The sequence below is a fragment of the Mesorhizobium sp. 2RAF21 genome, assembly GCF_052115345.1.
GTDB lineage: Bacteria > Pseudomonadota > Alphaproteobacteria > Rhizobiales > Rhizobiaceae > Mesorhizobium > Mesorhizobium terrae.
The window spans coordinates 236,291-256,993 of record NZ_JBFRGM010000003.1; the positions used below are offsets into that span (position 1 = coordinate 236,291).

General features: G+C 62.9%; 14 protein-coding genes and 1 pseudogene. 5 read left to right on the plus strand and 10 right to left on the minus strand.

The genetic code is table 11. The annotated features are described in order from the left end of the window. Window positions 1-29: 29 nt before the first annotated feature. From AB4136_RS06310 to AB4136_RS06340, 7 genes are read right to left on the minus strand one after another with little or no spacing between them, the layout of a single operon-like run. On the minus strand, window positions 30-1,079 hold the full coding sequence (locus AB4136_RS06310; protein ID WP_441930625.1) for an FAD:protein FMN transferase: 1,050 nt from the start codon (window positions 1,077-1,079) through the stop codon (window positions 30-32). Beyond that, on the minus strand, window positions 1,076-1,654 hold the full coding sequence (locus AB4136_RS06315) for a nitrous oxide reductase accessory protein NosL (protein ID WP_441930627.1): 579 nt from the start codon (window positions 1,652-1,654) through the stop codon (window positions 1,076-1,078). The genes AB4136_RS06310 and AB4136_RS06315 overlap by 4 nt, the downstream gene beginning before the upstream one ends. Further along, entirely contained in the window at window positions 1,651-2,481 is an 831-nt protein-coding gene (locus AB4136_RS06320; RefSeq protein WP_441930628.1) for an ABC transporter permease subunit, read from the minus strand. The genes AB4136_RS06315 and AB4136_RS06320 overlap by 4 nt, the downstream gene beginning before the upstream one ends. Next, entirely contained in the window at window positions 2,478-3,386 is a 909-nt protein-coding gene (locus AB4136_RS06325; protein WP_441930629.1) for an ABC transporter ATP-binding protein, read from the minus strand. The genes AB4136_RS06320 and AB4136_RS06325 overlap by 4 nt, the downstream gene beginning before the upstream one ends. Beyond that, window positions 3,383-4,657: a nitrous oxide reductase family maturation protein NosD gene (locus tag AB4136_RS06330; protein ID WP_441930630.1), complete on the minus strand. Its 1,275-nt coding sequence runs from the start codon at window positions 4,655-4,657 to the stop codon at window positions 3,383-3,385. The genes AB4136_RS06325 and AB4136_RS06330 overlap by 4 nt, the downstream gene beginning before the upstream one ends. Further along, entirely contained in the window at window positions 4,654-6,576 is a 1,923-nt protein-coding gene (gene nosZ / locus AB4136_RS06335) for a TAT-dependent nitrous-oxide reductase (protein ID WP_441930631.1), read from the minus strand. Before nosZ ends, AB4136_RS06330 begins: the two co-directional genes overlap by 4 nt. Then, the gene (locus AB4136_RS06340) at window positions 6,573-8,882 is read right to left on the minus strand and encodes a 4Fe-4S binding protein (RefSeq protein WP_441930632.1); all 2,310 of its coding nucleotides are present in this window, start codon (window positions 8,880-8,882) and stop codon (window positions 6,573-6,575) included. Before AB4136_RS06340 ends, nosZ begins: the two co-directional genes overlap by 4 nt. Window positions 8,883-9,209: 327 nt before the next feature. Between AB4136_RS06340 and AB4136_RS06345 the strand changes: the two genes are divergently transcribed. Further along, window positions 9,210-9,374: a hypothetical protein gene (locus AB4136_RS06345; protein WP_441930633.1), complete on the plus strand. Its 165-nt coding sequence runs from the start codon at window positions 9,210-9,212 to the stop codon at window positions 9,372-9,374. A 340-nt stretch (window positions 9,375-9,714) separates the two neighbouring features. On the opposite strand, the gene AB4136_RS06350 is transcribed toward AB4136_RS06345, so the two are convergent. Beyond that, entirely contained in the window at window positions 9,715-10,149 is a 435-nt protein-coding gene (locus tag AB4136_RS06350) for a pseudoazurin (RefSeq protein WP_441930635.1), read from the minus strand. A gap of 1,217 nt (window positions 10,150-11,366) precedes the next feature. On the opposite strand from AB4136_RS06350, the pseudogene AB4136_RS06355 reads away from it, so the two are divergent. Then, window positions 11,367-12,102, plus strand: a pseudogene (locus AB4136_RS06355) (AAA family ATPase); the annotation flags it as partial. Beyond that, window positions 12,094-12,768, plus strand: coding sequence for a hypothetical protein (locus tag AB4136_RS06360; protein ID WP_441930955.1), 675 nt, complete (start codon window positions 12,094-12,096; stop codon window positions 12,766-12,768). The pseudogene AB4136_RS06355 and the gene AB4136_RS06360, both read left to right, overlap by 9 nt. Before the next feature lie 850 nt (window positions 12,769-13,618). Here the strand turns inward: AB4136_RS06360 and AB4136_RS06365 are convergent. Together AB4136_RS06365 and AB4136_RS06370 are read right to left on the minus strand one after the other, a co-directional pair. Further along, window positions 13,619-16,594 (minus strand): NAD(P)-dependent oxidoreductase, encoded by a 2,976-nt coding sequence (locus tag AB4136_RS06365; RefSeq protein WP_441930636.1) that lies wholly within the window; start codon window positions 16,592-16,594, stop codon window positions 13,619-13,621. Between the two features lie 263 nt (window positions 16,595-16,857). Further along, complete coding sequence (locus AB4136_RS06370) at window positions 16,858-17,934, minus strand: substrate-binding domain-containing protein (protein ID WP_441930638.1); 1,077 nt, start codon at window positions 17,932-17,934, stop codon at window positions 16,858-16,860. A gap of 284 nt (window positions 17,935-18,218) precedes the next feature. On the opposite strand from AB4136_RS06370, the gene AB4136_RS06375 reads away from it, so the two are divergent. Continuing rightward, on the plus strand, window positions 18,219-19,610 hold the full coding sequence (locus AB4136_RS06375) for an aldehyde dehydrogenase family protein (protein WP_441930957.1): 1,392 nt from the start codon (window positions 18,219-18,221) through the stop codon (window positions 19,608-19,610). A 117-nt stretch (window positions 19,611-19,727) separates the two neighbouring features. Beyond that, complete coding sequence (locus tag AB4136_RS06380) at window positions 19,728-20,693, plus strand: methionyl-tRNA formyltransferase (RefSeq protein WP_441930640.1); 966 nt, start codon at window positions 19,728-19,730, stop codon at window positions 20,691-20,693. Window positions 20,694-20,703: the final 10 nt, after the last annotated feature.

The window sequence follows — 20,703 nt, forward strand, 5'->3', positions numbered from 1 at the left end:
CAAAGTCCCAAGAACCTCGAAGCCGCACGTCAGCTGCTCCGGTCGACGATGCGCCCGTCGGGAAGCACGAAATAGGCCCGCGTCGCTCCGGCGTCGGCGAGAATTGACGAAGCCCGCTCTAGGGGCAAAACGGATAGGCCCGTCGAGAGTGCGTCGGCGCAGGCAGCAGTTGACGCGACGACCGAGACGCTGAGATAGCGATTGGCGCACGAACCTGTGGCAGGATCAAAGATGTGATTGAACCGTCCTGCTGCATCGAATTGAGTCCCGTAGCCGCCGGACGTGGAGACTGCTTGGTTGTCGAGGGCGATCGCCGCAATGAGACGGTCCTCTGCTCGCGGGTTTTTTATTCCGACCGACCACGGCCGGCCCGTCGGATGAGCATCGAGCGCGCGCGTCTCTCCCATGTCCACCAGAGTATGAGTGACACCACGGGCACGCAGAAGTTCGGCGACGCGATCGGTAATGTAGCCTTGCGCGATGCCGTTTAGGGTAAGGCCCATGCCCGACCGCTCAAATGCCACTTTACTGGTGTCGACGTTCACGCGCTGGTAGCCGCATTTGGCCACGGCGCCTCCGATGTCGGCCGATGACGGACCGTTCGGGTCAGCGTCGGCCACTCCGAAATGATTCGCGTAGAGCGTCCAGAGCGGCTGCACCGTCGGGTCGAAGGCGCCGCCGGTAGCGCGAGCATAGCGCGCGCTCTCTGCCAGTAGCTCGACGAGTTCCTGCGGTGGATCGGCGAGTTCACCATCTCTATTCAACCGGGAAAGCGCGGAGGTGTTGTCGTAGAGGCTGAACACGCGCTCCAGCCGGTGCACCTCGTCGAGCGCATCTGCGATCAGGCGCTCGGCTTCCGCAGCATCTGGGTGGTATAGCTGCAGCGAGGCGTCGGCACCAAGCGCGACACCGCGCCATTCGTGGAACAGCGGCGATGCCCGGCCCGGCAGCGCAAGACCTGCCCCAAGCGCCGCAAGGCTCACGCCTGCCACGGCTCCACTGATGCGGATGAAGCGGCGTCTGGTTATCCGGTCTGCTAACGCGTCGCCCGCGTCAATTCCGTTGCTGAGGATTGTCATTGCTTTACCGCGGGTTTGGGAAACTTGGATTCGCCGGCCGAAACATCGGCTGTGTGGCCGCTGTCATCACTTTCCAGGACATAGTTCTCCGGAATCTCGTTGAAGCGCACGACGGTTCCGCCGTGAGCAACCGTGAACGTCCAGGCAGCCTTCTCATCAGAGAAGGGCACCGGCTCCTTGCCGCCCATATCGGCGTTGTAGTCGCTGCCGATGGCGTACCAGGCATCATGCGCCTCAACCCAGGTTCCTGCCTCGGGATGCTCCCAATTCTTGGCCTTCGCCATGTCGTTGACGTAGATCGCGACGACATCCTTCGGCTCCCCCGGGAGCATCGAAAAAGCGACCGCATCGCGTACGGACGAGAACCAAAGCGGCTCGGATTTGCCAGCGCGGAAGGCCTGTGCCTTCGGGCCGCCGTGTTCGAGCAGGCCCATCGAACAGAAATAGGCGACTGACGTGGCCGTCGGCTCCTGCGGTGGCGGCTTCGGCTGGCCGGCGATGTCCTCGTTACAGCCAGCGAGCAGGATGCAGAGGACGGCGGCAAGGAGTGCGCCGCGAACGGTTGGGCGGATCATGGCTCTTTCCTTGAAAAGGCGAGGGCGGCGAGCGCGAGGGGCACAGCGACCCAGGCCGTCAGGGCTGTCAGCAACACAGCGCGGCCGAATTGCATCTGCTCGGCAAGGCCCGCCATGCCGGCGAACAAGCTGGCTTTCGACAGTCCGGCAAGATTGAGGAGCCGGAAGATATCCGCTGGATCGAGGAGGAGCAGCCAATTGAACGCGGCGGCGCTGATCGTCCTGCCCTGATCGGCAACCAGAAGGCCGAGAAGCGCCATGTCATAGAGGAGGACCAGAACCAGCCAGATGCCGATGGAAAGCCCTGCCGCGGTTGCACGCTCGCGCACGGTGGCGCTGACCAGGTATCCGAGCGCGATGAAGACCGCGCCGAGAACCACCGACGAGCCGACCATCCCCGCGAAGCTGCCGAGGCTGTCTACATCGAACTCGCCCGCCGCAACGGCGAGAGCCGCTCCGGCGGCGCCGTAGCCGAGCACCGTAGCCATCGTGAGGATCGAGAGGTGGCCGAGGAACTTGCCGACGAGAATCTGCCAGCGAGAGAGCGGGTATGAGAGGAGAAGAAGCAGTGTCCCGCGATCCCGCTCTCCGACGATCGCGTCGTGAGAAAGGAGGAGCGCGATGAGCGGGACCAAGAAGATGGTCAAGCTCGACAGGCTGACGATCGTGACCTCGAGCGGGCTTGCGCCGACCACGCCCGTCGGAGCGCTGCCGAGAAACGCAAGCGTCAGCGACAGGCCAGCCAGCAGCAGGACGGCCCCAACGGCCCAGCGGTTGCGCAGGCCGTCGCGGATCTCGCGGCCGGCAATGGTTGCTATGGCGTTCATTCGGCGGCCTCCCGTGTAAGCTCGTCGCATAGATCAACCAATGTTGGCGGCATCACTTCGATGTCCGACACGCCGTCCAGCAGCGAGATGCCGCGGATTGCCTCGATCTTGCTGTCGTCGGCGCAGGTGAGCTCGAAATACGCATCGTCGAGCCACTGGACAGAGCGTCGAGTGGCGAATTCCCGCGCTGCATCCGCATCGGAGACACGCACCCGTATCCGAAGGGGCAAGTCCGCCAGGCGACGGAGTTCCGGAAGCGCGCCGCATGCGACCATGCGGCCGGCCTTCATGATGGCGATGCGATCGGCCTGCTCGATGTCGCTGAGCGCGTGCGAGGAAAGCAGCAGCGTGGCTCCGGCGTCGCGCAACTCCGCCATCACGTCGTAAAACATCTGCCGAGACTCGATGTCGAGGCCGGTCGTCGGCTCGTCGAGGAATAGGACGCGCGGCTCGCCGAGAAGCGCCTGCGCCAATCCGAGCCGCTGGCGCATGCCCTTCGAATAGGTGCCGACTCGGCGGCGCGCAGCGGCAGCGAGTCCCACACGTTCTAGGAGCCGATCGGTGACCGCAAGCGGTACTTGCTTCAGACGCGCGTAGAAACGCAGCACCTCCCGGCCTGTCATGGCCGGTGAGAAAGCGACGTTCTCAGGAAGGAAGCCGATCCTGCGCCGGAATGCCATTGCCTGGCGCCCGGCCGGGTTCTCTCCGAGCAGCGTAATGCGCCCTGCGGTCGGCGTGAGCAGGCCGAGGGCCATCTTGACCAGCGTGCTCTTGCCGGCTCCGTTGTGCCCGACTATGGCGACGCACTCGCCGGGCGCAACCGATAGGTCCACGTCGCGCACGACGTAACTGTCCCCGTATCGCTTCGACACGCCTTCCATGAAGATTGTCGGCAAAATGGTCATGGCTTCACCTCCAGCGCGGGCGGGATGGGCGCCATCAGCGGCGCGCTGTCGATGATGCCGCCCGGATGGAGCGCGGGGAATTCCGCTTGAGCCCAGCGTATGACCTGCACGGCCGGGCTGTTGATGAGGAGTTTGGCCATCGGATAAGTCCACACGACCTTGTCGAAGATGTCGTTCGGGCGATAGGCGGTATCGGCGATGCCGTCGCCATTCAGGTCGAACGCCGGATTGTCGCTCCAGTAGTTGCCGCGTCCGTCCGCGGACCAATCGAGCGAACGCGTTCCTACGTAGACGACCTGCGAGCGGTTATGGATGAAGGCATTGCCCGTCAGCCGGTTGCGCTCGGAGCCCGCAGTGAAATGGATGCCGACGGCGCAATCCTCGAACCAGTTGCCAGCGAAAATGTTCTTGTTGGCGTTGTAGATGAAGACGCACTGGTCGCTTCGCCGCACGACATTGTCTTCGATATCCGCATCGTTGGCGTAGTTGAGCAGGAGGCCGTGATCGCCATCGCCTTCCGACAGGTTGCGGCGAATCGCGAGGCGGCTCGAATACATGATGACGTAGCCATCGTGGTTGCCGCGCGAGACGTTGTCGCTGACCTCGCTGTCGTTCGTGTACATGTAGTGAATGGCAAAGCGGACGTTCTCGATGCGGTTACCGCGGAAGATGTTGTTGCGGCTGGCATTGGTGAAGATGCCGTCTCGTCCGCCGGTAATGTAGTTGCCGATCACCTGCGCTCCCGGCGCGTTCCAGACATAGACGCCGTTGCCGCGCTCGTTGGTCCTGAGATCGGTCCGTCCGACGATGCGGTTGTTCCTCACGATCGCGTTGGCGGCGCCGTGAACATAGATGCCGACCAGGCTGTTCTCGATCCGGCTGTCCTCAACGATCGCGCCCGCGGCGCTGTCTTCGAGGAAAACCGCCGCGTCCATGGGATCGTCGATGCCCGAATTGCGTATCGTGAGGCCGCGCATGACGACATCCGGAGCAACCACTTCGATAGTTCGGCCCTTGCCTTGCCCGTCGAGCACGGCACCTGGCTCGGCCTCGATTGTAAGTGCGTGGTCGATCCGGATCGGGCCCTGGTGCGTGCCGGCGGCGAGACGCAGCGTGTCGCCGGCATGCGACATGACGATCGCATGCCGAAGACCGTCACCCCCCGCAGGGACGGCAAGGGTTTCTGCCCGTCCCGCCCCTGGGAAGAGGAAGGCGCAGGCGGCGACGAGGGCCGCCGCGACTGCGCTCCCGCTATGCCGGTTCCGGTTCATGCCGGCTGCGGCTCCACGATCATGCGCCCGGCCATTTCCATGTGCAGGGCATGGCAGAACCACTGACAATAGTACCAGTGGACGCCGGGGCGGTCCGCGATGAAGGTCACGGACGCTGTCTGCTGTGGCGAGATCTCCATCGCAATCCCGTGGCGCACTATGGTGAATCCGTGGGTCAGATCCTCGACGTCGTCCATGTTGGTCACGGTGATGGTGACCTCGTCACCCTGCTTCACCGTGAACTTGTCCAGGCTGTAGGTCGGCGCGACGGAGTGCATGTAGACGCGCACCTTGTTGCCGTCGCGGATGACGTCGGCGGCTTCCTCGAGCTTGACGCCGTCCTTCGCCGCCTGCTGGCGCGCTTCCTCCCACATCGGGTCGTCGCGCTTCCACACGATTATCGGCTTGACCTTCGAGCGATGGACCAGGCAGATGTCGTGCGGCTCCGCGAAGCTCGGCCCGTCATGGACCAGGCGCATCTCCTCGCCGGAGATATCTATCAACTGGTCGTTCTCCGGATGCAGCGGTCCCACCGGCAGGAAGCGATCCTTGGAGAACTTGTTGAGCGACATCAGCCACTTGCCGTCCGCCTCCTTGGTCTCGCCCATCGAAGTGTGGTTGTGGCCCGGCTGATAGTGGACGTCGAGCTTCTGGACGATCGGGTCGACCTTGGCGCCGCCGTAGGCCTGGATCGCCTTGTCGATGTTCCACTTGACGACCTGGCTGTCGAGGAACAGCGTGGTGTAGGCGTTGCCTTTCCCATCGAAAGCCGTGTGGAGCGGTCCGAGACCCAGCTCAGGCTCGGCGACGACGACGTCGCGCGGCTGGATCTTGTCGTCGAACAGGTCGTCGAAGCGGCGCACGTCCAGAAGCGTGACGGTCGGCGAGAGCTTTCCGGCGATCGCGACATGGATGCCGTCGGGTGCCGTGTTGCAGCCGTGAGGGTTGTTGCCGGCCGGAACATAGCGCGTGTAGCGCGAGCCGTGCCGCCCGTCGACCACGGGCACGCCGTTGATCTCCTTGTAGTCGCCTTTCTTGACCGCATCCTCGATGCGCTTGAGGTTGAAGAGCACCACCCAGTCGCGGTCCGCCGACGTCATCTCGGCGAGCGTCACGCCGCGCTCGGAGTTGTAGCAGGTCGAGAACGCGTATTTGCCCTGGTAGTCGGCGTCGGTGTTGTCGAGATTGCCGTCGACCAGCACCTGCCAGGCGATCTTCATGGTATCGCCGTCGATGGCCGTGAAGACCGACCAGTACTGCTTGGGATCGTCGAGGACCTTGCCGTCGTTCGGGATCGGGATGATGTGCTCGCTGTTGGCGAACACGTAGCCGGTCCGCGGATACTTCTGGAGACGCAGTCCGTGAATGTCCGATGCGTTCGGGATTTCGATGATCTTGTCGCATTTCATCACGTCGCAACGGATTCGCGCGACGCGACAATTGGCCTTGTCGTTGACGAACAGATAACGCCCGTCATACGTGCCGTCCGTGTACGACATATGGGGGTGGTGCAGGTCGCCGTTGTGGTAGACGCTGCCGCGCGTGGCAAGGACTGCCTGCGTGGTCGGCATCAACCCTTCCGTCAGGACCTTACGGCTCTCATTGGTGATCCCCCAGCCTGTGGCACTGCACCGGTTGAACACCGGAATGCGCATAAGTTCACGCATCGAAGGCAGACCGAAGACACGCACCTCGCCGCACTGGCCGCTCGAGTTGAAACCGTAATATTCGTCGAGATCGCCGGGGCGGATCTCGTTGGTCGCCTCCTTGGCGTGGGCGGGCCTCGTGAGCCCGGCAACGCCGACGGCTCCCCCGCCGGCCGCGCTGGCCAGGCCAGCCAGTACGGCGGCCTTGCCGCTTCCGGTCAGAAGCTTCCGGCGGCTTACTCCAGCTTCCTCCGGTCTGTCGTCATCTCTCATTGGTTCTCTCCTTCTGTCGGCGCGGCCTGGCTGGCCGCAGGCTTCCGTTCCACGGATTGTTCGCGACCGTTGACGGTCACCAGGACCCTCGGCTTGCGCTTGGGCTCTGGGATCATCGACGGTGACTGCAGCGCCAGGAACTTCTCACGCTTGATGCGCTTCTGGATCATCACCGGACAGCGCTGGTCGTCGTGGTAGAGCACCTGGCAGTTGAGGCACTGGATGCATTCGTTGGGATTGATCGCGCCTTCCGGATGGATCGCCTGGACGGGACAGTCATTGGCGCAGCGCTGGCAGGGCGAGCCGCATTCCTTGTAGCGCTTCAGCCAGTCGAACATGCGCACGCGGGCTGGGATAGCCAGCGCGCCACCGAGCGGGCACACGTAGCGGCAGTAGAAGCGTTCGATGAAGAGGCCGGGCGCGAGGCAGCCAACCGCGAACAGGACGAACCACCACTCTCGCGCGAAATGCAGGATGATCGCGGTCTTGAACGGCTCCACCTCGGCCGCCTCCTCTGCGAGGCCGAGCGAGCCGAAGGACAGGCCGAAAAGCGCGAGGAAGATCATGTATTTGAAGGGCCACAGGCGCTGGTGTAGCCAGAACGGCACGCGGACCTGCGGAATGTGCGCCCAACGCGCCAGCCGGTTTGTCCACTCCTGCAGCGCGCCGAAGGGGCAGAGCCAGCCGCAATAGGCGCCGCGACCCCAGAACAGCAGCGCGGCCGCGATCGCCGACCACAGGATGAAGATCAGCGGGTCACGAAGGAAATAGTCCCACCGGAAATCGCCGCGCAGCGAGTTGAAGAACGTGAGGATGTTAACGACCGACAGTTGCGCATGCTCGTACCAGCCCAGCCAGACGAGCGTGAACGCCAGGTAGCCGAGCCGGATGCGTTCGAAAGCGCGAGGCCACTTTACGAGGAAATCCTGGAAGAAGAAGATGGCGGTGAGCACGCCGATGGCGGCGAGCATGATAGCGATGTCCAACTTCCTCGCCTGCCACATCCGCTGCCACAGCGGCGGCTCATCGTCGGTGATCGCCGTCGGTTGCGCGGCAGGTGAAGTCGGCGCGGCCGCCGCCTGCGGCACGACCGATGTCGGCGGCGAAACAGGTGCGGCGAGGAACTGGTCGGGGGTCGAGTAGTCCAGTCCCGTCGTGACAAACGCCTTGTCAAGCGCTCCGGTGGCGCGCTGCACCAAGAGCTGAAACCGCCATGGTACGCCGGGGTCTAGATTCGAACCATCGGGCGTGACGAAGATCCCAATCTCGGGAAAGTCCGGCGCGCCTTCGGCCGCCACCGCGCCGAGCCGCCGATAGTTGCGGTCGCGAAATCGTATGCTGCTCTCGCTCTGGATCACCTCGATGCGATCGAAGATGCCGCCGCGCACATAGCCGGAGCCGCGAAAGGAGTATGGTCCGTCGCCCGCAACGAGGATCGCTTGTTGGCCGGGCTTCAGATCCCGGCGAAGGCGATCATATTCGGCATCGCCGAGCAGCGATCGGCCGACGGTCGGCACGCTGGCCAGCGCGACATAGATGTCGACGAAGGAGGCATTCGGGTCCCCTGCCTGCGGGCGGGCGATCGCCGCGGCATTGCCCGTCTGCTGAAACAGTTCGTCGAGTTCCTTGTTGGTGATCGCAAGCCTGCGGACGGATCCGTCGCCGAGCAAGGCTTGCCAGGTTTCGACGGCGCTCTTGGCCTGATCGATCGCGCGGTGGGCCGGCTGGGGGGCGACGCTCGCAGCTGCCGCTCCCAGGTAGCGCGATCGCGCGATCTTGACCGCCGACTGGGTCATGCTGTCGGCGATGACCATCATGGTGACCGTCGCGCCGCTGACGATGTCGACCGGCATTCGCTTCTCGTCGCCCGGATCAAGGACGCGTCGGCCGACGAAGCCGTTTATATAATGCTCGATCTTGGCTTGAGGGATGCCGACAAGAACGATCGGTTCGTGATGCTCGACGAGCTTTGCGCCGGTGATCTTGCCGTCGAGGTCGATGCCGACAACGATGTTGATCGGCTTGCCGGAATAGCCGGTCGCATCGACGACATCGTTCGTGAGGAAGGCGTAGCCGACGAGCTGGCCCCCCTTGAGCAGCTTCGCCGCAGGCGGGTTGCCCTCGACCCCGCCGAAGCTGTCAGCGGACGTGTCAATGTCGGATGCTTTGATCCGTCCGAGGAACTCACCTAGCCGCCCGGACGCGCTGGCCTCGGCTTGTGACGACAGAAGAACAAGCAGGAGAAAGAAAGAGGCCAGGAACCTCCGGCCCGCCGATCTCCATCCGAATTCGAAACCTGATTTCATTCTCGTGGCCGGCCATCTACATCAAAGGCCCGATCGCCTATTGATCGGACGCGCGCTACCCTTAGACGATCGCGCCGGCGGCTCTTTGATCTAAGACAAACTCAAATGGTGCCAGTCGATGTCGTATTGGGGCTCATTCTCCAGGTGGCGCGCTCATGTTGAGGCCCTCATGGAAAAGGCATCATGAGCGTGAGGTTGCCGGAAGATTCAGCGCGCTTATCGAGGAGCAGCGCGACCATGTCGAAGAAATCGTCCTGCGATCAGGGGACGCGGCGGAGATGAGCGTGCCAGCCCGCATCAGGCCTTGGCATTGTGGTGGAAAGTGAGATGCTGGCTTTCGCCTTCTATTTCTTTGTATGTCTTGTATGTCGCGGCGACGCCGGGGAAGAGCAGCATCGCGCCTACCTGCGCGAAGTCGCCACGGTCGCTCGCGACGAAAGGCCAATGGCGGATGCTTCGTCACTGCCGGAGTCTGTGTGGCAGGGCCGATGACTGGAGTCGCATGCATCGGCCCTGCAGTAACGGCAGGCTTTACGGCTTGCCGCCCTGGGGCGAGGCATCCAAAATGATCCTGGAGGTCGCCGAGCGGGATCGCGTGGGCGGGCCTTGAAGCCGCTGCCGAGACTGTCGAAGCATCGAAAGCGGTGCTTGCTTGGTTAGTCAGTACCGCTGCACCGTGCCTATCTCGATCCCGTCGACCACAGGCCTGACGAACAGGTGCTGGCCGCGGCCAAACAGGCAGCGACCAGCACCATGGAAAGACCAGTGGCAATCGCGAGCTACGCCTGGTCACTGCCTGATCGGTGCGCAGGGCGAAGGGCCTTCCCGCCCGTCATTGACCGACCTGTTTGAAGAGCTCGTCGAACACCTTCTTGGCCTTGCCCGGCTGGTTGACCGACTCGGCGGCCTTGAGGTTGCTGCTTGGGTCGCCGACCACGACAAGCGCGACCATGCCCATGCCATAGTGGGGATTGCACTTGACGCCGTATACGCCGGGCTTCGTGAATGTGACCGAGACATCCTTGTTCATCTCGCCTTTGAACGGCTGGGCACCGTCCGGCAGCATGCCGGGAATGGATTCAACGTCGTGGCCCTTGTCCTTGGCGACGAAATGGACGGTGTCACCGGGCGCTACCTTGAGAAAGGACGGTTCGAGCTGAAACATCCCATGCTTGCCCATATTCATCATGTTGATTTCAAACTCGGCGGCACAAGCGGTGCCGGCCGTTATCAGAGTGGCCGCCGCAATGGACAGCACAAGTTTCATAGAATGCATTTTCTTCTAGTCCTTATTTGTCTGGAATGAGATCGCCGAGGATCGATCCGCTTCGAATATCGGGCGCTGCTTGCAGGAGGACGTTGCGCTAGATCAAACTCGGGGCCGATTGCGGGCGGAAAGCCTGTTCAGCTTACGTGCAAGTGAGTCATCCACCGGTAGCGTTCCTATTCCCACTACCGGAGACATCCCCCGCTACTCGGTAGTAACTGTTGCTACCGAATAGGGGAGATTAGGGTAGATCAGCTCGCTCAGGAGATCTGGTGGTTTTTGCTACCTAACGCCGGAAATTCGTCAACAGGTTTGCTGATTGTCAGGATTTGGGAAGGCACCCGGATCGCCCGATCATCTCTGATGCGCGATGGCGGAGGCCACCGAGGTCTTGAAGACGAACCGGGATGCGCTGAATGCTGTCGCGGAAGTACTCGAGCGGTCAAGCTATCTGTCTGCTGCCGAAGTCTCTGACCTGGTTGGTGCCGCCAAGGGCGCCAAGCCGCAACACGGAATCGCAATAGCTCGCGACGCTCCCACGAACACTGTGCGGGAGGAATAGGTGCGTATCCGGCACGGGAACAGCCCGCCCGATCCGACCCCTTTGACGGACTTCGACAGCCGTGGGGGCCGATCTTGGGGGGCAGCTTGCCGGCTTCGAAGGAATCCGGCTGCTTACAGCCATTTCCCACGAAGGTAGGGGTCGAATGCGGAGACTTGAACAGGCCAAGCGCGTCGCGGGAACGGTGATAGGGGTGACAATCCTAGGCGGCATGGGGTTTGGATTCGCGACCCTCATGGTCGGCCCGGCCCACCTCTTGGAAACGCTGGGTATGTTGGCGCTTTCAGCTGCCGGGCTCGGGGGCCTCGGGCTAATCATCGTGCTCTTGGCTGCCGCCCTGAGCGCCTTCGACAGTTCTTCTTTTTCGAACTTGGACCGGTCTTCGGTGTGCGTCAGCAACAATGAGGCGCCGCGTGGTCCTGGTTGCCAACACGGCGAGCAATGTGCCGGACAGCTTCCGCATCGCCGCGGACGGAGTGGTAGAGGTCGGACCCGCGCTGCCTCGGCACATCGTCGCGGCGGCGAAGCTGTGCCTGAAGGTCCACGTCACCCCGAACAGGCGCAGTTCATCGCGACCGTCCCGCTCCCGATCGTCGCATCGACCCTCCGCCGCGGCCGTCCGGTTTCGACGGCAATCTCGCTGATGAAGAAGGCCATGGCGGCCGCCTCGAAGCCGAAGGAAACGGAAGTGACCGGCCCGACGCTCGACGACCTTCACGGACTCGGAGAAGCCGGCGAGTGGGGCCGCGAATTGGCGAGGGACCTCGCAGACTGGCGCGTCGGGAAGATCGGTTGGGCGGACGTCGACCGCGGCATTCTTGTTTCCGGCCCGACGGGAACCGGAAAGACCACCTTCGCTCGAGCGCTTGCGCGCACTTGCGGCATCCATCTCGTCCTCGGCTCGATCGCGCGCTTGGCAGGCCAAGGGCCATCTCGGCGACATGCTGAAGGCGATGCGCGCGGCTTTCGACGAAGCCCGGAAGAAAGCGCCGTCGATCATCTTCATCGACGAGATCGACGCCGTCGGCGACAGGGAGAGATTCAACGACCATAACTCGCAGTACTGCACGGAGGTCGTGGCGGCGCTGCTCGAATGCATCGACGGTGCCGAGGGCAGGGAAGGGGTCATCGTTGTCGGTGCCTGCAATCATCCCTGGAGGATCGATGCCGCTCTCGTTCGTGCCGGCAGGCTGGACAGGCACGTCAGGATCCCACTTCCCGATCGGAAAGGGCGCGAGGGAATCCTTCGGTGGCACCTGCAGGGTCGGCTTAACGATGCCGACCTATCAGGCGTCGCCGAACGGACGGAGGGCTGGAACGGAGCCTCGCTTGAGCAACTCGTCCGCCAAGCCGGGCGCCGCGCTCGTCGCGCCCGGCGGGAGATGGCGCTAGCCGATCTTGAGGCTGAACTCCCGCCTAAGGTGCCGATTCCCGAGCCGTTGCGGAGGAGGGCCGCGGTCCACGAGGCAGGCCACGCTATCGTCGGCCTTGTTCTTGGCGCGGGCGAGCTCCTTGCCGTATCGATCGTCGACGCGATCGACCCTTCGAAGGGGGAGGTGCAGGACGGCGGCGGGGCCTTCTTCAGGGCCGCGAAGCTGCCGGAAAGAACCCGTGCCGACTTTCTCGATCGCATTGCTGTCGCCCTTGCGGGCTTGGCAGCTGAAGAGCTGCTGCTCGGCAGCCGTGCTGCGGGAAGCGGTGGGTCACCAGGTTCGGACCTTCACAGCGCCACGCTCTCGGCGCTCATGTTCGAGGCCTCCTACGGGCTGGGCGAGAGCCTTGCCTACCTGGCTTCTGCCGAGGAGGCCGATTTGTTCTCCGCGATGCGCTTCGACCGTTACCTCCAGCAGCGCGTCGACAAGGTGCTCTCGGAACAGTTCGACCGGGCCAAGCGCATCCTGGAGCAGCAGCGTCAGGAGACCGAGCGCGTCGCAGAGGCCCTTCTCAACAGGGGCAGGCTTTCGGCCGACGAGATGAAGGAGATCGTCGCTCAGCAGCCGCGGCTCAAACTAGTAGTCGGTGACGACGAGAAGGCAGATAGGAAGACGAGGGCATGATGCGTTTCCGCTTCACGCCGAGGGCGTTTCCGAGGATCGGCGGAATGGCCGGGCGCGCTGAGATGCCCAGAAAGACGAAGCCCTCACGTGGAGGCGTTCGCTTACATGGCAGGAACGGTTCTAGCGGAAAGTCGAAAGGTGGCGGCCGATTGTGCTTGGCACAACCGCAGCAGCGTTCGGGCTTCTGCACGCCCCAAATTGAGCGCGTGCCCGGTATCGGTCGAAGCGGGGGCCTCCTCATACGTCTGGCCGTCGAGCCGTCCAGCGCTTCACGTCCAGTGAAGGCGTCCGCCTGATTCAACCGCCCAAGCAATCCAGTGACCCAGCGACGGCCGAGGACAATTCACGCGTCGCTGTTAGGAGGAACTAGGGTGACGATCATCAATGACCGCAGGACCGTTCCGGAGCTCGAGAGGGAATGCCCGGCGCGGAACCTGTTGGCTACTTCCCTGGCGCTGTCACAAGAAATGAGGCTGTAGGAATCCAGGATCTCGTAGCCGCCCAGGCGCACGATCCATCGGTCGAACATTCTCTCGTGCCGAGGCAAGTACCTCGCGTTTGGCAGATGCTGCTCTCAACCGATGGGCGGCAGGATGACAGCAGGCGCCTGAAATTGTCATTTGGTTGCCGAATGCGGGTTCGCTATGTTTCTATCGGCCGCCGCCATCGCTGACTTCCGGAGCATGCAGAGCCTCCGCCGCTCCCTGGCCCTTCGGGGCAGCAGGAGCGAGAGCCAATCCCTCGTAGCCAAAACCGCATATCCTTTATGCGGGGATCATCAAGGAAGGGCAGGGTGGAGGGTTTGAGCCCACCACCTGGGAGCTGTCAGCCACTGCTCAGAAGCCCACCGTCATGATACGGCTGGAGTGAAGAGGCCAGCTTCCTCAAGGATGCGCCGGTGCTTGAGGAGATCGAGTGCGAGGCTGCTATGATATCGGGCGATCAAGCTCGCGCGCCGCTCGGGATCCGACGTCGCATCGATCCCGCCAATTACCGCCGCAATTCTCTCGGAGAGCTGACGGAGGACCTTCAACTCCTCGGCTTGATCCGCGAGGGCGCGAAGGTTGGCTGAGGTCGATTTGCCGATGCCTACCGGGACGGTTGAGCCCAGGTCGACGTAGCCTTCAGGCAAGGCACCCTTCAAGTTTCGCACCGCCTTGAACTGGATAGCGTCGTAGATCTGGTCAATCGCCTGCTTGGCGCCGGCGACACGAGTTGGATGATCGGTGTCAGCCGCGACGTGCGGAAGAAGCTCAAGCTTGCCAGGGTACCGTTCGCTCAGCGGCAGATAGGGAACAAGAGGCCCGCGCAGTGTGCCGCTGTCCGCATCGCTGAAGATGTCCGCATCTATCGATGCATAGCTCACCTTGCCCGCCAGCAGCGCCGCATCGAGGGCATCGATATCCACGAGCTCGCCGCGATCGTAGTTGATGAGCACCGCCCCGTCGGCGAGCCCGGAGAGCACTTCATGGTTGACGAGACCGGCATTGCTGAACTTGCCTGTCGACGCATCGAGGCGGCCAAGGCCGACATGCACCGAGAGGACGTTGGCATCGATCGCTATCTTCACCGGACTGTCGGCGTATTCGAAACCTTCCGCTTCGATCCAGTCTCTGTGAGCTTCGCGAGCATATACGCAAACGCGCATGCCGAATGCTTTCGCCAGCTTGGCCACTTCCCTGCCGATGTTGCCGTATCCGAGGACGGCGAGCTTCTGCCCTTCCAATTTTGCCGTCGGGAAATCCTTCAGGTCGCGCCCGGTGTCGAAATTCCCGGCCACCGTCCTCCTGTGCAGCTCATCAACTGGAAGATTGGGAACGACCTTGATAAGGGCCTTCATGACCATCTGGGCCGTGGCGCGGCTGTTGATGCCCGGCGTGTTCATCAGCGGCGCGACGCCGCCGACACCGTCAGGACCTCCCCACGAGGCGGAACCCATGTTTCCCGTCCCGGCGCCAATCCTCACGCCGCCGAGCGGAAACACCGACTGCTTGGGAATGAAAGTGGCCGCCGTGATCAGGGCATCGTACTCTCCCTGGCTGGTGCACCCCAGAAGCTCGGCTTCGGTGCTCAGTCCCGGCTGATAGAAGAAGTGGATATTCCCTCCTTCCAGCGCGTTGCGATCTTGCAGCGGACCGAGGTGGAATTCGCCTCCCTTCTCACGGATATAGGCGGCGATCTCACTGCTATCCGGCGAGCCGTTCTTCCCCTTTCGCAGGCCGAGCAAGTCGGCGATCAGGACCGTGTAGGCGCGCTTCGGGTCGTCTTTCCTGGCCAAGCCCTCGGCGGAAGCGGCGCGCTCGAACCGCGCGCCTTGCGCCGACAGTTCCTCTTCGAGGACGGCAATCTTCGCTCTGCGGTAGGCATAGGCGAGGTTGTCGAGAAGAAGGCGGACATCCTCGGGGTCGCGGATGCCCCCGATCCAGGCCCGGTAGTCGCCGGGCATACCGGGGAACGCGTTCACGTACCGGGCAGCGTCCAGGCCTTTCTCGTGCTCGCCATTCACATGCGTGATGCCCTCGTAGCCAAGGAGCTGCTTCGAGCGCGCAATGATCCGCGCGTGCATCTGCTTGTCGGCGATATCTGAGTCGTTGACTTTCAGAAGAACGACAGCCGCTCCACGCTTTTCGGGTTCTTTGACGGTGAAGCTCAAGAGGGAGTTGTTGTCGATCCAATCGGAGATCACTCGGCGGTTTTCCACCGAGCGGCGGTTCAAGTCGCCAACCGGGCCGACGCGTCGGGCAGTCTGGAGGAGGCCGAACGTGGTCTCGGCGAACGCAAGCGCGCTGTACGTGTTGATGACCCCGCCAATCATGCGCTGCTGAGCCGCGTCGTAGAAGGGTCCGATCGCCAGCGACCTCTTTCCGCTGATCGGAAGCTTCGCGTCGACGGGCGGTGCCAGCTTGAGCTGGCGGGGGATGGCCCATGCAGGGTCGTTCTGGTTGGTCTCGACGAGCTTCAACGCCTGGGGGGTGAACGAAACGACGAAGTATCCTGAGATGCCGCCGATCGCCTTCTGGAACGGCATGAACACGCAGCACTTCGCGAGAACCTCCCGCACAAGATCTTCGCCCCAAGGCATCGCCCCCAGCATGGACGTTGCGTCGAAGACGGCGTGACGGTTCGCGGGATCGCCATCGAGCCACTTCAGAAGCTCCTCGACCTCGGATCGGCTATAGGAGTTCGCGCCCGTGGTCTCGTGCCCGACGCCGACGAAGAGGGTCGTCCCGAGAGCCTCGAGCTCGGCCGCGGTAGGGATCGACCCTTCGACGGTCGCGAGCTGAATTCTGTCGGCGCTGCCGTTCTTCGCAAACTTCTGGAGTTCGAGAAGCTGGGTCGCCCAGGACTGCCTGAAAAATCCGGCGCCGTCGGACTCGGCGGCTTCCGGCTTCGTCGTGTCGACGTATACGCGCTGATGAGCGTTGTTCGGGTTCATAAGATGCAAGACCGCGACCGTAAAGCCGCTGTGCCCTCCACCAAGTCCCACGGCCATCAAGTTCTGCTTCGGAAATTCGAAGTACTGATGGATGGAGCGCATCATGTCGGTCAGAATCTTGTCTGCGGGGTAGCCCCGATGCATGCTGCGACCGATCTCAGCCGTCGTGAACGGACCGAGGTCGTTGCCTTTGTCGTCGAGCTTGCGGTAGTTGGCTTCCAGCCAGGCATCGAATTCGGCCCGACGCAGCCTTCCGGCAACCTCGTCGATGGTCGCGTCCGTGATGGGACCCACTCCGAAGAAGGGATTCGACGGGGCCTTTGGGGGGCCTGAGCGAGTGATGTTCTTCTCGCGGTCGAGTTGTTCCTTCATTTCTGAAATCGTGGCCATTGCGGAGTTGTCCTCTCTTTAGACTGTTCCTGCGCGCGAGTGCGTAACCCGTGTGCTCGTGCGAGACTGCACGGGTCCTGAATCCGGCCCTTGGTGTGGAACTTGATCGACCGTGATCCTAGACGTTCGTATGTGCGCGGCTGCGATGCTTGCGACAGTCGCACATCGATTTGAGACATCGGGTCCGGAATCGCGCGCGGCGCAGTCGGAACCGCCTCCGGTGAGAGGAACTTGAATCTGCCAACGCCGGGTTGGGCTACCGGCTAGTCCGACTTGCGGAACACCTCGCCGATGGTCCTGATGATGCCCGGATCCTTCACCCGGTAGCCCGGCACCCGTGAGATCGCGGCATGGAATTCCTTTCCCTGCATGACCTTCAGGATTCGTTTCACGGCATCCATCTCAAGGATATCCTTGCGGCAGACAAAGAAGTAGTCCTCGGTGAGCAGCCGCACGAAATCCAGATCGAACTGCCGCGCCGCCGCTTCCACCCCGAAGGCGACGTCAGCCATGCCCGAAGCCACGTAGGCCGCCACCGCGGCATGGGTGTGTTCGACCTGCTCGTAGCCGTTGATGCGCGGCCCATCGAGACGATGCTGGGCAAGCAGGTGCTCGAACAGTTGCCGCGTACCGGAATCCGGATCGCGGTTGACGAAGCGTATCTGTGGGTCGAGCAGCCGCTCGACCGTCGCGACGCCATGCGGATTCCCGCGCGCCACGATCAGGCCGACCTCGCGCGTGACGAGGCCGATGACGCGATGGACGCTGGGGGTCAGCCAGCCCTTGCTGGCGGCGATCGCGCGCTTGCGCAACTCGCCCTGCGGCAGATGCATCCCGGCAAAGTCGCAGCCGTCGTGCGCCAGGGAGACGAGGGAATTCTGATTGGTCACGTAGCGGAAATCGACATCGATGTCCGCCTCGCGATTGAGCAGTTCGCGCAGCTTCGGCACCGCGAAGCCGTGGCTGGCGTGGACGCGCAGGACGAGCGGCCCATGCGGCAGCATCTGGTTGATCTCCGTCTCCAGCTCCTGCGACAGGTTTTGCAGGAACGGCCGCAAACGCGCCTCCAGTCTCTGGCCGGCCCAGACCAGCTTGTCGCCGAAGGGCGTCAGGCTGGTGCCGCTGCCCTGTTTGCGGACCACCAGAGGCATATCGAAAAACTCGGACCATTTCTCGATCAGGTTCCAGGCATGCCGGTAGGAAACCTCCGCTCGATCAGCGGCTGCGGTGATCTTGCCGGTCGCTCGGATCTCGGCGAGGAAGTCCAGCATGATGCGCAACGAACGTTTGTCGTCACGCTGCTTGAAGCGCCAGACTGGCTCGATCTCGACCTGGATCATGTCACGTCGTCCGTTCCGTTAATATGAACTGTCGATCATATCTTGATGGTGGCAACATAAGTTCGCATGTTCATATGTTGCGCCCGGTCTATTGGCATAAGATTTCATATTCCCAAGGTTTTACGGCGAAACTAGCTTAGCAGCCATCCCGTAACCGACCGCACCAGTCGCGATCGCGTGGCGGAGATATGAAATCTCCTTCATATAATTGGAGTTGCGCGGTGCTTGACCGGATTGCCTATGAAACAAACAAGCTGCTGATCGATGGGTGCCGCGTTGCGGCCATGTCCGGCCGCTGGTTCGAGACGCTGAACCCAGCCACAGGCGAGGTTTTGGCCAAGGTGGCGGAAGCGGGCGCGGATGACGTGGATGCCGCAGTGCGTTCGTCGCGCGCGGCCTTCGAGGGCGCCTGGAGCCACATGAAGGCATCCGAGCGCGGTGCTCTGCTCTTGAAGTTGGCCGATCTCATTCGCCGCGACGAGGACGAGTTGGTTCGGCTCGAGAGCCTCGATTCCGGCAAACCAGTCTCGGCCATCCGCCGCCAGGACCTGCCGGCCGTGCTCGACACGCTTACCTACTATGCCGGCATGGCCGACAAGATAAACGGCCAGGTCATTCCTGCCCGGGCGGATGCTCTGACCTATACGGTCCGCGAGCCGTTGGGCGTCGTCGGTGCCATCATCCCATGGAACTTCCCGCTGATGATCGGCATGTGGAAGATCGCGCCGGCGCTTGCCTGCGGTTGCACGGTGGTATTGAAGCCGGCCGAAGTCACACCGCTTACGGCGCTGAAGATCGGCGACCTGGCGCTCGAAGCTGGCTTCCCGACCGGGGTGCTGAATGTCGTGCCCGGCTTCGGCAAGGTCGCGGGGCAGGCGCTGGTCGACCATCCTGATGTCGACAAAGTAACTTTTACTGGCTCGCCCGTTGTCGGACGCCAGATCCTCCAAGGCGCGGCCGGGAATCTGAAGCGCGTGACATTGGAGCTGGGCGGCAAGTCCGCCAACATCGTCTTTCCGGACGCAGATATCGATGCCGCGGTGAAGGCCGCCGGATCCGGCATCTTCTTCAACACCGGACAGGTCTGCTCGGCCGGCTCGCGCATCCTGGCGCATGAAAGCGTCTATGACGAGGTCGTGGAACGGCTCGCGGCACGCGCAAGGTCGATCCGCATCGGCGATCCGCTCGAAACGTCGACCGCGATGGGACCAGTCGTCTCGGAAGCGCAGATGAAACGCGTGCTGAACTATATCGACATCGGCCGCGGCGAGGGTGCCTCCATCATAACGGGCGGAGCCCGGCGCGGCGACACGGGCTACTTCATCGAACCCACGGTTTTTGCCGCCGTGCGCCACGAAATGCGCATCTCGCAGGAGGAGATTTTTGGCCCGGTTGCAGCGGTCCTCCCCTTCAAGGACGACGAGGACGCCATTCGCACCGCCAACGGCACCGTCTATAGCCTGGCGGCCGGCGTGTGGACCGACGATATCGGCAGGGCTCATCGCTTCACGAAGAGGCTGAAAGCCGGAACGGTGTGGATCAACACCTACGGTCCGACCGACATCCGGCTGCCTTGGGGCGGCGCTCGTGATTCCGGCTTCGGCCGCGAGCACGGCGACGCGGCAATCGACAATTTCACCGAGCCAAAGGCCGTCTGGATCAACACGGGACGCTGACTCCGCGGCGACCCGGCCAAGCCAGGGATAGCCGCGTTTCCATCAACCATCATCGGCCGACCCGCCGCCTTCGGTGTGCGGGAGAGGGACTGTCTTTGCCAGCATTGGAGGAATAGCATGCGCATCGCAATCATCGGCCAGCAGGCCTTCGGCTGGAGCGTTCTGAGGGCATTCCTGGCTCGCGGCGACGAAGTCGCCGCCGTGTTCTGTGCGCCGGAGAAGCCCGGCTCCCGCCCCGATCCCCTACGGCTTGGGGCTGAAGAACGCGGATTGCGCCTCTTCCAACTGCCAAACCTAAAAAGTCTGGCGGCGGAAGGCGCGTTGCGGGCGCTCGATGTCGATCTGGCGGTTATGGCCTATGTACTGCAGTTCGCGCCGCAGGAGTTCGTCAACATCCCCAGGCACGGCACGATCCAATACCATCCCTCGCTGCTGCCAAAGTATCGCGGGCCGAGTTCGATCAATTGGCCGATCATCAAGGGCGAAACCGAAACCGGGCTGACCATCTTCCGGCCGACCGACGGTCTCGACGAGGGACCTGTGATCCTGCAAAAGCGCGTTGCGATCGGGCCGGACGACACGCTTGGGACCGTCTATTTCGACCGACTGTTCCCGCTCGGCGTCGAAGCCATGCTGGAAGCCGCTGACCTTGTGGTGGCGGGACGGCACGGCGAGATTGTGCAGGACGAGGATGCCGCTTCATATGAGGGCTGGTGCCGAGACGCTGACGCCAGGATCAACTGGAACATGCATCTCGATTTCCTTCACAATCTCGTCCGCGGATGCGATCCGGCACCCGGAGCCTGGACAACCGTCCTGGGCCAAAAGGTGCGTCTGTTCGAGAGTCGCAAACATCCAGCGCGCCGCTTCGGCGATGTTCAGGGAAAACCTGGCACGATCGTCGCCATCGGCGACCAGACCATGAGCGTCGCCGCGCAAGGCGGAGCCGTCGAGATTGGCAGAGTTCGTACCGAGGCCGGCCAGAAGATGACGGCTGCGGCCTTCGCCAGGTCGCACGGCCTGTCGGTCGGCGACCGACTGGAATCCGGGTCGGAAGAGAATCTGGCGGCAGCGGCGGGCTGAGCGCCCTCGG